The organism is Paenarthrobacter nicotinovorans, assembly GCF_007670255.1.
Lineage (GTDB): Bacteria > Actinomycetota > Actinomycetes > Actinomycetales > Micrococcaceae > Arthrobacter > Arthrobacter nicotinovorans_B.
The window spans coordinates 306,607-320,259 of sequence record NZ_SZVS01000004.1; the positions used below are offsets into that span (position 1 = coordinate 306,607).

Sequence of the window (13,653 nt, forward strand, 5' to 3'; positions counted from 1 at the left end):
AAGGAGCCGGTTGTGCCGCAAGATAACACCGCACAAGCTCTCGAATCCGAGGAACTCGTGCCGCCAGCTGAGCCGCACGCCGCGCATGAGTCCAAGAAAGTGGAAACGCAGGTGGACCTCAGCGCAGAGATCAAGGCGATCGGCGACCGTTATGCCGAGGCACTGAAGAACGGCAAGGCACCGGAAACCATGCCCCGCCTGGACTACGCGCCCTACCGCAGCTCCATCCTGCGCCACCCCACCAAGAGCCTGCACCACGCGGACCCGGAAACCATCGAGCTCTACTCGCCGGCATTCGGGCACCAGGACGTGCACGCACTGGAATCGGACCTGACCATCCAGCACAACGGCGAGCCCCAAGGTGAGCGGATCATCGTCTCCGGGCGCGTCCTTGATGGTGACGGTCGTCCGGTTGCCGGGCAGCTCGTGGAAATCTGGCAGGCCAACGCCTCGGGACGATACATCCACAAGCGCGACCAGCACCCCGCACCGCTCGACCCGAACTTCACCGGCGTCGGGCGCTGCATCACGGGCGCCGACGGCTCCTACTCCTTCACCACCATCAAGCCCGGCGCGTACCCGTGGAAGAACCACCTCAACGCCTGGCGCCCGGCCCACATCCACTTCTCCATGTTCGGCTCGGAGTTCACCCAGCGCATCGTCACCCAGATGTACTTCCCTGGCGACCAGCTCTTCCCGCTGGACCCCATCTACCAGTCGATCGTGGACCAGGACGCCCGCGACCGCCTGGTGGCGCAGTACGACCACGAGCTGACCAGCCCCGAATGGGCCCTCGGCTACAAGTGGGACATCATCCTGACCGGTTCCAAGAGGACCTGGACCGAGAACGAAGCATTCGGCGACGCCGGGGACGAGGAGTAAGCACATGAGCAAGCTGACACCCACACCGGGCCAGACCGTCGGACCCTTCTACGGCTACGCCCTCCCCTTTAACAAGGACAACGAGCTGCTGGCACCGGGCAGCCCCGGAAGCATCCGCCTCCAGGGCACGGTGTACGACGGCGCAGGCAACGCCATCCCGGACGCCATCCTGGAAATCTGGCAGCCGGACTCCGACGGCAACATCGTCCAGCGCACCGGCTCCCTGGTCCGCGACGGCTACACCTTCACCGGTTGGGGCCGTGGCGCCGTTGGCAACTCGGGCGTCTACACCTTCACCACGGTGAACCCGGGACCGCTCAAGGCTGGAGCGGCGCCGTTCATCTCCGTGGCAGTTTTCGCCCGTGGCCTCATGAACCGACTCTTCACCCGCGTGTACCTGCCCGAAAACGAGGAAGCGCTGGCCAACGATCCTTTGCTCAGCTCCCTCGACCCCGAGCGCCGCAAGACCCTGATCGCACGCCGCGATCCCGACGGCGGCCTCACCTGGGACATCCGTCTCCAGGGTCAGGACGAGACCGTGTTCCTGGACTTCCAGCAGGACGGTTCGCTGGATCTGGCGTGCGAGGAGTCGACAGCATCATGACCGACGGCGACTTCGGCCTCCTCAGCCCCGTTACTGCCTCACCTAAGGTGACCGCACTGACGGGCGACCGTGCCGTGATCGCGGCGATCCTCGACGTCGAAGCCGCCTGGGCGGCCGTCCTCGAGGAAGCCGGGCTGGCCCCCCAAGGGGCTGCCGCTGTGGTGGCCGAAGCCGCCGACCCCGGTCACTATGACCTTGCCGTCATCGCCGAACGCGCCCAAGGCGGCGCCAACCCGGTGATCCCGCTGCTCGGTGAATTCCGCGCCCATGTGCGCAGCCTGGATGCAACCGGGATCGGCGCGGGCAAAGCCGTCCACACCTCCCTCACCAGCCAGGATGTCCTGGATTCCGCGCTCATGCTGCTGGCCGGCCGCACCGTTTCGGCGTTGCTCACTGAAGTCAAGAGCACGACGACGGCGCTCGCCGGCTTGGCCGGACAGCATGCGGACACGCTCTGCGCTGGCAGGAGTCTGACGCAGCATGCCCTTCCGTACACCTTCGGGCTCAAGGCCGCGCAATGGTTCCAAGGAGTGGCTGCTTCTGCCGCGCGTCTGGAGTCAGTTGAGTTGCCGGTCCAGTTCGGCGGTGCCAGTGGAACGTTGGCCTCCGGGTCCAAACTGACTGCAGGCTCTGACTCCACGCCGTTCACGCTGGCGGATGCGCTGGCTTCCAAGCTCGGCTTGGCTGCGGCTCCGGCTCCGTGGCACACCAACCGACTGGCCGTCACGTCCCTGGGCGATTCCCTGGCATCCCTGCTGGATGCCTTCGGCAAGATCGCCTCGGACCTGGTGTTCCTGAGCCGCCCGGAAGTTGGCGAACTCGGGGAACCCTTGGCTGCCGGACGCGGGGTTTCCTCGGCCATGCCGCAGAAGCAGAACCCCGTGCTGTCCGTACTGATCCGGAGTGCGGCACTCCAGGCGCCGGCCTTGGCATCCCAGCTCCACTCGGCCGCCGGCACCTTCAACGACGAGCGGCCCGATGGTGCCTGGCACACGGAGTGGCCCGCGTTGCGTCGGCTGCTGGCCCTCGCTTTCGGAGCCGCGCTTCAATTGCGCGAGCTCGCGGAAGGACTCCGGGTGTTCCCCGAAGCCATGCGTCGGAACCTGGAGATCTCGGGGCCGCTGCTCCTCAGCGAAGGTGTGTCGGCCGCCGTCGCACCTCTCCTCGGTGAGGACGGAAAGCAGAAGCTGCAGGCCGTCGTCGACGAGACCCTGGCAGTGCCGGGACCCGAGCAGGCGGACACGTACCGCAAGCTCCTCCGGGAAGCCGTCCCCTCGGACAAGCTGACCGACGCCGCGCTTGACGCCCTGCTGGACCCCGCCAGCTACCTTGGCGAGGCCGCGGAAATCAGTCGCCGTATCCTCGCCGCCTACCCCGAATACGCCGCTTCAACGAAGGGAGCCCCTCGTGGCTAAGCCAACCGTCAAGGCTGTGCTGCTGTCCCCGCAGCGCGAACTCGGAGCCAAGCCGCTCCTGGTGGTGGGCCCGTCTCTGGGTACCTCCACGGTGCTGTGGTCCGAAACCGCCGCCCTCCTCGGCGACGAGTACGACGTCATCGGCTGGGACCTGCCCGGCCACGGCATCTCGCCGGCCGCCACGGAAGGTCTCGATGTCGCGGAACTGGCTGACGCCGTCGTCGATCTTGTCGATTCTGTAAGCCCCGGCGCGAGGTTCCATTACGCGGGCGTTTCACTGGGCGGGGCCACCGGCCTGCAGCTCGGCATCAAGCACGGCGACCGCCTCCGAAGCCTGTCCGTGCAGTGCAGCGGCGCGAAGCTCGGCACCCCGGAAGGCTGGCTGGAGCGGGCGGAAACCGTGCGGAAGCTGGGCACGCCGGTGATGATCCAAGGCTCGGCTGAGCGCTGGTTCGCCAAGGGTTTCATGGACCGCCAGCCCGAAATCAGCAGCCGGCTCCTGCACGCCCTCCGCGACGCAGACCGCTTCAGCTACTCGTTCTGCTGCGAAGCCCTTGCCGCGTTCGATGTCCGCGAGCAGCTCGGCAGCATCACTGTCCCCACGCAGGCGGTTGCCGGCGTCGAGGATACGGTGGCGCCGCCGTCTGTTGCTGAGGAGATTGTCTCGGGTGTCCGCGCGGGCGGAACCTACGCCGTGGCGGAAGCGCTCGACGGCGTCGGGCACCTCGCGCCTGCCGAGGCGCCCGCCGTCGTGGCTGGTTTGATGCGGAACTTCATGAAGGAGAACGGACTGTGAGCTTGTCTTCAGAGCGGAACTCATCAGAGCGGAACGGGGCTGTCCAGCCCGAGGCTACCGCGCAGGAAATCTACGACGCCGGCATGGTGGTCCGCCGCGAAGTGCTCGGCGACGCGCATGTGGACCGGGCCAACGCCGCGAAGGATTCCTTCACCGAGGACTACCAGGACATGATCACCAGGATCGCCTGGGGTGGGATCTGGACACGGCCGGGGCTGAGCCGGCAGATGCGTTCTGCAGTGACGCTGACTGCGCTGGTGGCGCACGGTCACTGGGAGGAGCTGGCCATGCATGTCCGGGCTGCCCTCAACAACGGCCTGAGCAGGGACGAGATCAAGGAAATCCTGCTCCAGACCGCCATCTATTGCAGCGTCCCGTCGGCCAACTCGGCGTTCAAGACAGCCCAAAAGGTCTTCGCGGAAATCGACGCCAACTCACCCAACTAACCCCCGCTCACCCAACTAGGGGACAGCACCTGTCCCAATGGGGGCTCATAGCAACGTTTGCTGTCCCCTGGTTGGGTACCAAGAAACGAAGGAAATCTTATGAACCAGGCATTTGTGTACGACGCCGTGCGCACGCCGTTTGGCAAGTTCGGCTCCGGGCTTGCTGCCGTCCGACCCGATGACCTCGCGGCCCATGTTGTGCGCGAGTCCGTTCGCCGGGCTCCCGGCTTGGACGTTGAGCGGATCGACGAGGTGGTGTTCGGCAACGCGAACGGCGCCGGCGAGGAAAACCGCAACGTTGCCCGCATGGCGACGCTGCTGGCTGGCCTGCCGGTCTCGATCCCGGGCACCACGGTGAACCGCTTGTGCGGATCGTCCTTGGATGCGGCGATCATCGCTTCCCGCCAGATCAACGCCGGCGACGCCGATGTGGTGCTGGTGGGTGGCGCGGAGTCGATGTCCCGTGCGCCGTGGGTGCTGCCCAAGACGTCCAAGCCCTACCCGGCCGGTGACATGACCCTGGCCTCGACCACGCTCGGTTGGCGCTTGGTGAACCCGGCCATGAACAAGGACTGGACCATTTCCCTGGGGGAGGCCACGGAGCGGTTACGCGAGAAGTACGGGATCACCCGTGAGCGGCAGGATGCTTTTGCCGCGGACTCCCACAACCTGGCGGACGCCGCGTGGAACGAAGGCTTCTACGATTCTTTGGTTACGGCGGTTCCGGGGACGGACCTGGTCCGTGATGAGGGAATCCGTGCCGGCTCTTCTGCTGAGAAGCTTGCCGGGTTGAAGACGGTCTTCCGTCCCGAGGGTTCAGGGCCCGACGGCGGTACGGTCACCGCCGGGAACGCCTCGCCGTTGTCTGACGGTGCCTCTGCGGCGTGGATCGGGTCGGAGGCTGCTGCTGGGATTCTGGGGTTGGAGCCGTTGGCCCGCATCGCCGGACGAGGTGCCCATGGCAACGATCCCCAGTTCTTCGGGTTTGCCCCGGTGGAGGCCGCGAACAAGGCCCTCGCGAAGGCGGGCATCGGCTGGGACCAGGTGGGCGCCGTCGAACTTAATGAAGCGTTCGCCGCGCAGTCGCTGGCATGCATTGACGCGTGGGGGATCGACCCCTCGATCGTGAACCGCCACGGCGGTGCGATCGCAGTGGGCCACCCGCTCGGTGCCTCCGGGACCCGCATCCTTGGCACGCTGGCCCGATCGCTGCAGGCCTCGGGCCAGCGCTGGGGCGTGGCCGCGATCTGCATCGGCGTGGGCCAGGGCCTGGCAGTAGTGCTGGAAAACGTAACCTCTGGCGTTGAAGGAGCGTAAGGGCGATGTTGAATTTCATTGACACTGTTGACGAGGCCGTGGCCGGGATCAAGGACGGTTCCACGGTGATGATCGGCGGTTTCGGCAATGCCGGGCAACCGTTCGAGCTCATCGATGCGCTGATGGACTGCGGCGCGAAGGACCTGACCGTGGTGAACAACAACGCCGGCCAGGGCGACCAGGGCTTGGCGCTGCTGATCAAGGAAGGCCGCGTGCGGAAGATGATTTGTTCCTTCCCGCGGCAGTCCGATTCCTGGCACTTCGACGCGAAGTACCACGCCGGGGAGATCGAGCTGGAGCTGGTTCCGCAGGGCAACCTGGCCGAACGCATCCGTGCTGCCGGGGCCGGTATCGGCGGCTTCTTCACTCCCACGGGCTATGGCACCACGCTGGCCGAGGGCAAGGAAACCCGGTTCCTCGACGGCAAATGGCAGGTCTTCGAGACTCCAATCCACGCCGACGTCGCGCTGATCAAGGCGCTCAAGGCCGATGGCAAGGGCAACCTCGTGTACCGCAAGACCGCCCGGAACTTCGGGCCCATCATGGCCGCCGCGGCGAAGCACACCATTGTGCAGGTTTCCGAGATCGTGCCCACGGGTTCGCTGGATCCGGAGAACGTGGTGACTCCGGGGATTTACGTGAATTCGGTGGTCCGGGTTGGTTCAGCTGCTAATTCTTCGAACGGAAAGGTGGCCTGAGCATGGGCACGCAGACAAGCATCCAAACCTCCGAGAAGCCGCTCGGCCGCGATGAGCTGGCCCAGTTGGTGGCCCGTGACATCGCTCCGGGTTCTTTCGTGAACCTGGGGATCGGGCAGCCGACGCTGGTTTCGAACTACCTCACCGAGGACCAGAACATCACCCTCCACACGGAAAACGGGATGCTCGGCATGGGACCTGTCGCCGAGGGGGAAGACGTTGATGGCGACCTGATCAACGCCGGAAAGATCCCCGTCACGGAACTGCCCGGAGCGTCCTACTTTCACCATGCCGATTCGTTCGCGATCATGCGCGGCGGGCACTTGGACATCTGCGTCCTCGGTGCGTTCCAGGTCTCCGCCACCGGTGACCTCGCGAACTGGCACACCGGCGCACCGGACGCGATTCCCGCCGTCGGAGGTGCCATGGACCTGGCCACCGGCGCGAAGGACGTCTTCGTGATGATGACCCTGCTGACCCGTGACGGCGCCTCGAAGCTGGTGGAACACTGCACCTACCCGTTGACCGGCGTCGGCTGCGTCACCCGCGTGTACACCGACAAAGCCGTGTTCCTCACCGGACCGGAAGGTGTCACCGTCCGCGAAACGTTCGGCTGCACCTTCGAGGAAATCCAGGAACTCGTACCGCTGCCCCTCAAAAAGGCAGAGTAGGCCTCGCAAGTTTGGCCCACTCCGTTGTGAGGCCCGCTCTGCGCGTTATTTCTCCGCGAGAGCCCGCAGAGCAGGCCTCGCAACGCATTGTTCCCCCGTTGTGAGGCCCGCTCTGCATCCCCACCGCCTCCCTAACCTCGCAAGCTCGGTCAGGGAACCCGGGCGGCGTGGGCCCTGTCATGAGAGAGCCCGCAGAGTAGGGCTCGCAACGGAGGATCCAACGACGCATCGTTACGCAATGCGCCCTCCTTTGACGCGCCGTTTCGCCCGGTAACGCCGCAAGACAACCCGTTTGTCTGCGCGCAATGAACCGCCCTAGATTCGAGCCATAGGTCAAGAGTCAGCACGCCAAGGACCGGCTCGTGCTGCGGCAACCCTCAGGCATTGAAGTGGCGGGGTGCTCCGGAAACAGACCTGGCCGCGCCTGCGGCAAGTGAATGTCGAGCCGGCTGTCTGCGGCCCCTGGAGCGGGAGGAACCGCGTGAGCGCGCCGCAAACAGCAGCAGAACAAACCAACGTCAGCCTTTTCCAGCCCATCACCCTGGGCTCCCGCACGTTCAGGAACCGGCTTTGGCTTTCCCCGATGTGCCAGTACTCGGCCGAAGATGGCGTGCCCGGCCAGTGGCATCTGGTCCACCTCGGCGCCCGGGCAAAGGGTGGTTTCGGACTGATCTTCGCCGAAGCCACGGCGATCTCCCCGGAGGCACGGATCTCCTTGGGCGATACCGGCCTCTGGAATGACCGCCAGGAGCAGGCCTGGCAGGACATCGTCGAATTCGTCCATGAACGCGGGGCCAGGATCGGCATCCAACTTTCCCACGCCGGCCGCAAAGCCTCCCTGCGTACTCCCTGGGAGGCCGAAGCGGGCGCCCTGCCAGTTGAAGACGGCGGATGGACGCCGCTCTCTGCCTCACCCCTGGCCTTCCCAGGCTCAACCGAACCAACGCAGGCCACTGGCGCGCAACTGCAAAGAATCGTTGACGATTTCGCCGCCAGTGCCGTGCGCGCCCGTGGTGCCGGGTTCGACGTCGTCGAAATCCAGGCCGGGCACGGCTTCCTCCTGCACTCCTTTCTCTCGCCACTGTCCAATGAACGCACGGACCAGTACGGCGGTTCGCTCCCAAACCGGGCGCGGCTGCTCCTGGACGTCGTGGACGCGGTGAAAGAGGTCCTCGGCGCCACGGGTCCGTCGTTGTTCGTCCGGCTTTCCGCCACGGATTGGCTGGAGCACGGCCTGACCGTCCATGACAGCGCCAAGATCAGCCAATGGTTGCGGGAGCGCGGCGTGGATCTGGTGGATGTTTCCAGCGGTGGGCTCCTTCCCGCCGAGATTCCATTGGGTTCCGGGTATCAGGTCCCGCTCGCCCAGCACCTCCGCGCCAAAGCGGAGGTACCGGTTGTCGCCGTCGGACTCATTACCTCGCCGCAGGAAGCGGAAGAAATCGTCGCCTCGGGAACTGCCGACGCGGTTTTCGTCGGACGGGCGGGGCTGGCGGACCCCGGTTTCGGGCTGCGGGCCGCACATGAACTCGGGCACCAAGCGGCAGAGCAGCTCTGGCAGAAGCAGTACGTACGCGCGATCTGGAAGTAGGGGATTTCCATGAGCAAGTTTGCACTCGGCATTGAACTGGACGGCGACGGGGCCCATCCCGCCGCGTGGCGTCAGGCCAAGCACCCACCGACGGAGCTGCTAACGCCCCAGCGGTTCGCCGCCGTCGCGTCCGCGGCAGAAACTGCGGGTTTCACGTTCGCCTCGTTCCGGGAGGGCACAGGGCCAGGCAGCCCGAACGTGACAGGCCGCCTGGACACCGTGGAAGTGGCGGCGTTCGTCGCGGCGTCGACGGACCGGCTCGGGTTGGTTCCCGCCGTCAACACCATCCACGCTGAGCCTTACCACCTCGCCAATCAGCTCAGCAGCCTGGATTGGGCGTCCAGGGGTCGCTCGGGCTGGCTGGCTGAGGCGCGTGAGTCGTCGGCCATTGCCGCGAGCTACGGTTCAGAACCGGTCCAGGACCAGAGCGCGGTGCAGCGGGAAGGCGCCGAAGTGGTGGCTTCTACGCGCCGGCTGTGGGACACCTGGGAGGACGGCGTGTTCATTGCCGACGCCGCGAACAACCGCTTCCTGGACCTGGACAAGTTCCACTACGCGGACTTCAAGGGCGAGTTCTTCTCCATCAAAGGCCCGTCCATCACGCCGCGGCCGCCGCAGGGCCAACCCGTGGTCTTCGGCCGCCCGGGTGAGCTGGCCGCGGAACTGCCGGACGCCGTCGTGGTCAGTGCGGACAGCGTGGCGGGCATCGCCGACGCCGCAGGGGAAGAACGACGGCGGGGCGTCCTTCGCGTCGTCGCGGACCTGGAGGTAGTGCTCGACGCCGGTGGCTCACCCGCGAGGCAGCGCCTCCACGCGTTGGACGCAGCTTCGCCGTGGCCGGCATCGCCGGACCTCTTGCGCTTTGTGGGGGACGCAGCGGAGTTGCGCGCCCTGCTGACTGAACTGTCCGGCGTCGTGGACGGCGTCAGGCTGCATCCGGCGGTACTGGACATTGACCTTGAAGTACTGGCCGACGAGGTGATCCCGGGCCTTGTATCCGCTGGAGTATTTGTCCCGCCAGCGCCCGGAACCACACTGCGGGAATCCCTGGGCCTGCCCGCGCCCGTGAACGCCATCGCGACCAGCAAGGAGCCGGCATGAGCAGCAACGAGTACCCCCGCCCGGATGCCCGGATCCACCTGGCACTTTTCCAGCCGTTCAGCCCCAACTATGACTGGAGCACCACGGACCGCCTGGAGGACTATTACGACTTCGACAAGTACGCCGAGCTGGTCCAGAGTGCCGAACGAGGCCTGTTCTCCACGGTCTTCCTCGGGGAGAGCCTGCGGCTGCGCGAGCACTTGGGGAAACTGAACGACATTGCCATCACCGGCCGGCCGGATGCCCTGGTGCTCTTCTCCTACTTGGCGGCGAAGACCAAGAACATCGGGCTGGTAGCAACGTTGAACACCACGTACTCGGACCCGGTGGACCTGGCGCGGCGCCTTGCGAGTGTCGACGTGCTGACCGCAGGCAGGGCCGGGTGGAACATCGTGACGACAGACAACGCCTGGACCGGGGAGAACTTCCGCCGCGGGGGCTTCCTGCCGAATACGGAGCGCTATACGCACGCCGAGGATTACGTCGCCGCAGTGCAGGATCTCTGGGACGGCTTCGGTCCCATCGCTGAAGGCCGTGACGCCGAGTCCTGGTCCGCGGAGCCTCGTCAGGTCCGCCGCCAAGGGAAATTCCGCAGCATCGATGCCACGCCCCAGGTGCCCGGGAGCCCGCAAGGCCAGCCGGTGTACTTCCAGGCCGGGGATTCCGCTGAAGGCCGCGACTTCGCCGCACGGAGGGCCGAAGGAATCTTCACCCACCACATAGAATTCGACGACGCCGTGGCGTTCACGGCGGACATCCGTCGCCGCGCCCGTTCATACGGAAGGCCCGGGGACGACATCAAGATCTTCCCCGGCGCCAACCTCGTCGTGGCGGAAACGGACGCCGAAGCTGCCGAGAAGGCCGCGTATTACAAGGAGTTCGCCCTCAACGACCGCGCAGTGCGGCAAGCGATCGAGAGTGTGTGGGGCACCGACCTCTCCGCAGTCGACCTGGATGGTCCGCTTCCTTCCTTCGAGCCCGTAGCCACCCGGCAAAGCCACACCCACGGCATTGTCCACACTGGCCAAGAGCCCACGGTCAAGTCGCGGCAGTGGCGTGCGCTTGCCGAAGAGCACAACTACAGCGTCCGGGAGCTGGTCCACCACTTGTCCGAACGGCGCGGGTTCATCGGCTCTGCATCCACAGTTGCGGACCAGTTGGCCCACTACGTCCGCTCGGATGCCTTCGATGGCCTCAACGTCACCCCGCATGCTTTCCCCGACGGGCTGGACGACGTCGTGGAGCTGCTTGTCCCCGCACTGCAGGAACGGGGGATCTACCCGTCCGAGTATCCGGGAAGCACGTTGCGGGAAAACCTCGGCCTGCCCGAAACCGTGGCCCACCGCGTCCCCGAAGCCGCCGCCCTCAACCTGGAAGAAGCCTCATGAGCAACCTCAAATCCATCAGTTTCCTCACGCCCGGAAACTACCCGGACAACGACCCCCGCCGTGGCCTGGAGGAAACCCTCCAACTCTTCGAACTCGGTGAGCGGCTCGGCTACAACGGAGGCTGGGTCCGGCAGCGCCATCTGGAACACGGCATCTCCTCGGCCACGGTCTTCCTCGCGGCAGCCTCACAGCGCACCTCACGGCTGGAGCTCGGCACAGGCGTCATTCCGATCGGCTACGAGAGCCCCTTCCGCCTGGCCGAGGACATCTCCACCGCTGATGTCCTCTCGGGCGGCCGCCTCCAGATCGGTTTGAGTGCCGGAACGCCGCCTCACGCGGAGCTTCTGGGGGACAAAGTGTTCGACGGCGACTGGCGCACCTTTGATCTGTCGCATCGCAGGATCGAACGCTTGCTGGAGAACCTGGAGGGCAACTTCCTGGGCGACCCGGACACCGTGATCCACTCACCAGGCAACGTCCAGCGTCCCCGTTTGCAGCCGTACAGCCCGGGCCTGCGGAGCAGGATCTGGTACGGGTCGGGATCGGCCAAGTCCACGGAATGGGCCGCGGCGCAGGGTGTGAACCTGGTGGTGGGCAACATCGTGTCCGGGGAAGCCAGCGATGTGTTCACCGAAGCCCAAGGTGCGAATATCTCCCGGTACCTGGCTGGTTACCGTGGCACCCAGGCGCCGCGTGTCGTCGTCGGGCGTGTAGTAGTCCCGCTGGACGGAGCGGACGTCGCAACCCGGGAGCGCTACCGCGCCTATGGTGCGGGCCGCTTCGAACGAACCCTCAAACCACATGGAGAACGCCGGACCCTCTTCGCGCCGGATCTGGTGGGCACGAGCCAGCAGATTGTCGAAGCACTCCTCGCCGACCCCGTGGTCGCTGAGGCCACTGAGCTTCAGATCAACCTTCCCTACGAGTTCTCCATTGAAGATTACGGGCAGATCATCACGGACTTTGCCAACAAGATTGCCCCGGAATTGGGTTGGCTTCCGCAATTCAGGGCTCCGGCCCTGGAGGTCAACGCCTGACTGCGGCCACTACGATTGGTAACCATGAGCGACTCCGCAACGACCCCGCAGGCCAGCGACCAGTACGTGCAGTCGTTGGCCCGGGGTCTTGCTGTGATCCGGGCATTCGATGCCAACAACCCGGTCATGACCCTCAGTGAAGTCGCTGCCCGCACGGATCTGACGCGCGCCACGGCCAGACGATTCCTGCACACGCTGGTGGAGCTCGGCTACGTCCGCACCGACGGCAAGACCTTTGCGCTCACGGCCAAGGTGCTGCAGCTGGGCTACTCGTACCTTTCGGCGTTGTCTTTGCCGCAGTTGGCTCAGCCGCACCTTGAGGAGCTGTCCCTGAAGCTGGGGGAGTCGACGTCGGCTGCGGTGTTGGACGGGCAGGACATCTTCTACGTTGCTCGGGTGGCCACCAAACGCATCATGAATGTCGGCATCACGGTGGGCACCCGTTTCCCCGCCTACGCCACCTCGATGGGCCGCGTCCTGCTCGCGGGACTTCACCCGGCCAAGCTCGATGCCTACCTCGACAAGGTCGAACTCAAACCCCTCACCCCGCGAACCGTAAGCAGCGTGTCCGACTTGAGGACCGCCGTCGGGCGTGTCCGGAAACAGGGGTGGTGTCTGCTGGACCAGGAACTGGAACTTGGCCTGATGTCCATTGCCGCGCCCGTGCATAACCGCAACAACGGGGACACCGTGGCGGCGATCAACGTGTCGCTGCAGGCACAGGCAGTCGCTGCGCAGCCGGAGGGGTATGTGGACTCAGTGCGGGATGCCGTCGTGGCAACCGCGGACGCGATCTCCCAAGACGTCTCTGCCAAGCACTGAGTACAAAAACTACTTGCGGATCGCCGCCAGCCGCGTCTCGAGGATCCGGCGCACCATGGAGTCGGGCACGGGGTTGTCCACGGAGAACCGCAGGGTCCCCGGCGACCACGAGTATCCGCCCAGCTCTTCGGACATTTCGGGCAGGATCTGGCCGCTGAACGGGTACAGGGCAAGGTGCTTCTTGGTTTCGAGCACGCTCACCAGGCCCTTGCCCTCGACCAGCAACGCAGGCATCCCGTAACTGGTGCCTTCTTTGGCGTCAGGCGCCAGTTCCCGGGCAATCTCCACGATCCGCTCCAGGACGGGTCGGCTCGTGGCGCTGACATTCTCCAAGTACTCCGTGACGGTTCCCATGGGGCCAATGCTGCCGCACGCCCGTCCGGGAGGCCAGTAACTCAGCGCTCCGGAATCACCGCGATGCCCTGGATCTCGATCATGGCTTCCTTCTGCCACAGCCGCGTGACTCCGATACCGGCCATCGCCGGGTACTGGGAGCCGGCCATCTCACGCCAGATGCGCCCGATCTCGCGGCCATTGGCCATGTAATCGTCCACGTCCGTGAGGTAGATGGTCACGTTGACCAGGTCCTCGGGTTGTCCGCCGGCTTCGCGCAGCGTGGTGAGGACGTTGGAAAACGCCTGCGTGAACTGCTCCACGATGCCGCCGGGAACGATGTTCATGTCCTTGTCCAGCGCTGTCTGCCCGCCCAGGAAAACGGTGTTTCCGGCGAGCATGCCGTGGGCAAATCCGGACGGCTTGGGCAGCGATTCCGGGTTGATGGTCTTGTGGCTCATGGTGGTCCTCCTCGGTTGTGGCAGTTGCGAAAACTTTTGAAAAGCCCCTATGCAGATCATTCCCGCCCTGCTACGTTGAGCATATGTGACG

At 65.6% G+C, this 13,653-nt stretch carries 15 protein-coding genes and 1 riboswitch; of the genes, 13 read left to right on the forward strand and 2 right to left on the reverse strand.

The genetic code is table 11. The annotated features are described in order from the left end of the window. Positions 1-12: 12 nt before the first annotated feature. From pcaH to FDP28_RS08725, 13 genes are all read left to right on the forward strand, one after another. Positions 13-882 (forward strand): protocatechuate 3,4-dioxygenase subunit beta, encoded by an 870-nt coding sequence (pcaH, locus tag FDP28_RS08665; protein WP_144660609.1) that lies wholly within the window; start codon positions 13-15, stop codon positions 880-882. Positions 883-886: 4 nt separating this feature from the next. Continuing rightward, a complete protein-coding gene (gene pcaG / locus FDP28_RS08670) occupies positions 887-1,486 on the forward strand; it encodes a protocatechuate 3,4-dioxygenase subunit alpha (RefSeq protein WP_144660612.1) in 600 nt (199 codons plus the stop codon). Further along, entirely contained in the window at positions 1,483-2,901 is a 1,419-nt protein-coding gene (locus tag FDP28_RS08675) for a lyase family protein (RefSeq protein ID WP_144660775.1), read from the forward strand. The genes pcaG and FDP28_RS08675 overlap by 4 nt, the downstream gene beginning before the upstream one ends. Further along, entirely contained in the window at positions 2,894-3,697 is an 804-nt protein-coding gene (locus FDP28_RS08680; RefSeq protein WP_144660614.1) for an alpha/beta fold hydrolase, read from the forward strand. Before FDP28_RS08675 ends, FDP28_RS08680 begins: the two co-directional genes overlap by 8 nt. Continuing rightward, positions 3,694-4,143: a 4-carboxymuconolactone decarboxylase gene (gene pcaC, locus FDP28_RS08685; RefSeq protein WP_260842396.1), complete on the forward strand. Its 450-nt coding sequence runs from the start codon at positions 3,694-3,696 to the stop codon at positions 4,141-4,143. The genes FDP28_RS08680 and pcaC overlap by 4 nt, the downstream gene beginning before the upstream one ends. A gap of 99 nt (positions 4,144-4,242) precedes the next feature. Then, positions 4,243-5,460 (forward strand): thiolase family protein, encoded by a 1,218-nt coding sequence (locus FDP28_RS08690; protein ID WP_144660617.1) that lies wholly within the window; start codon positions 4,243-4,245, stop codon positions 5,458-5,460. A gap of 5 nt (positions 5,461-5,465) precedes the next feature. Continuing rightward, a complete protein-coding gene (locus FDP28_RS08695) occupies positions 5,466-6,158 on the forward strand; it encodes a 3-oxoacid CoA-transferase subunit A (protein WP_144660619.1) in 693 nt (230 codons plus the stop codon). Positions 6,159-6,160: 2 nt separating this feature from the next. Then, the gene (locus FDP28_RS08700) at positions 6,161-6,829 is read left to right on the forward strand and encodes a 3-oxoacid CoA-transferase subunit B (RefSeq protein WP_144660621.1); all 669 of its coding nucleotides are present in this window, start codon (positions 6,161-6,163) and stop codon (positions 6,827-6,829) included. A 331-nt stretch (positions 6,830-7,160) separates the two neighbouring features. After that, positions 7,161-7,271, forward strand: a riboswitch (SAM riboswitch). 39 nt (positions 7,272-7,310) lie between these two features. Beyond that, the gene (locus FDP28_RS08705; RefSeq protein ID WP_144660623.1) at positions 7,311-8,420 is read left to right on the forward strand and encodes an NADH:flavin oxidoreductase/NADH oxidase; all 1,110 of its coding nucleotides are present in this window, start codon (positions 7,311-7,313) and stop codon (positions 8,418-8,420) included. A gap of 9 nt (positions 8,421-8,429) precedes the next feature. Then, positions 8,430-9,521: an LLM class flavin-dependent oxidoreductase gene (locus FDP28_RS08710; protein ID WP_144660625.1), complete on the forward strand. Its 1,092-nt coding sequence runs from the start codon at positions 8,430-8,432 to the stop codon at positions 9,519-9,521. Then, the gene (locus tag FDP28_RS08715; protein WP_144660627.1) at positions 9,518-10,909 is read left to right on the forward strand and encodes an NtaA/DmoA family FMN-dependent monooxygenase; all 1,392 of its coding nucleotides are present in this window, start codon (positions 9,518-9,520) and stop codon (positions 10,907-10,909) included. The genes FDP28_RS08710 and FDP28_RS08715 overlap by 4 nt, the downstream gene beginning before the upstream one ends. Beyond that, entirely contained in the window at positions 10,906-11,946 is a 1,041-nt protein-coding gene (locus FDP28_RS08720) for an LLM class flavin-dependent oxidoreductase (RefSeq protein ID WP_144660629.1), read from the forward strand. The genes FDP28_RS08715 and FDP28_RS08720 overlap by 4 nt, the downstream gene beginning before the upstream one ends. A gap of 24 nt (positions 11,947-11,970) precedes the next feature. Next, on the forward strand, positions 11,971-12,768 hold the full coding sequence (locus FDP28_RS08725; protein ID WP_144660632.1) for an IclR family transcriptional regulator domain-containing protein: 798 nt from the start codon (positions 11,971-11,973) through the stop codon (positions 12,766-12,768). 9 nt (positions 12,769-12,777) lie between these two features. Here the strand turns inward: FDP28_RS08725 and FDP28_RS08730 are convergent, their stop codons facing one another. Next, positions 12,778-13,122 (reverse strand): iron chaperone, encoded by a 345-nt coding sequence (locus tag FDP28_RS08730; protein ID WP_144660634.1) that lies wholly within the window; start codon positions 13,120-13,122, stop codon positions 12,778-12,780. A 41-nt stretch (positions 13,123-13,163) separates the two neighbouring features. Next, entirely contained in the window at positions 13,164-13,562 is a 399-nt protein-coding gene (locus FDP28_RS08735) for a RidA family protein (protein WP_144660636.1), read from the reverse strand. Between the last annotated feature and the right edge of the window lie 91 nt (positions 13,563-13,653).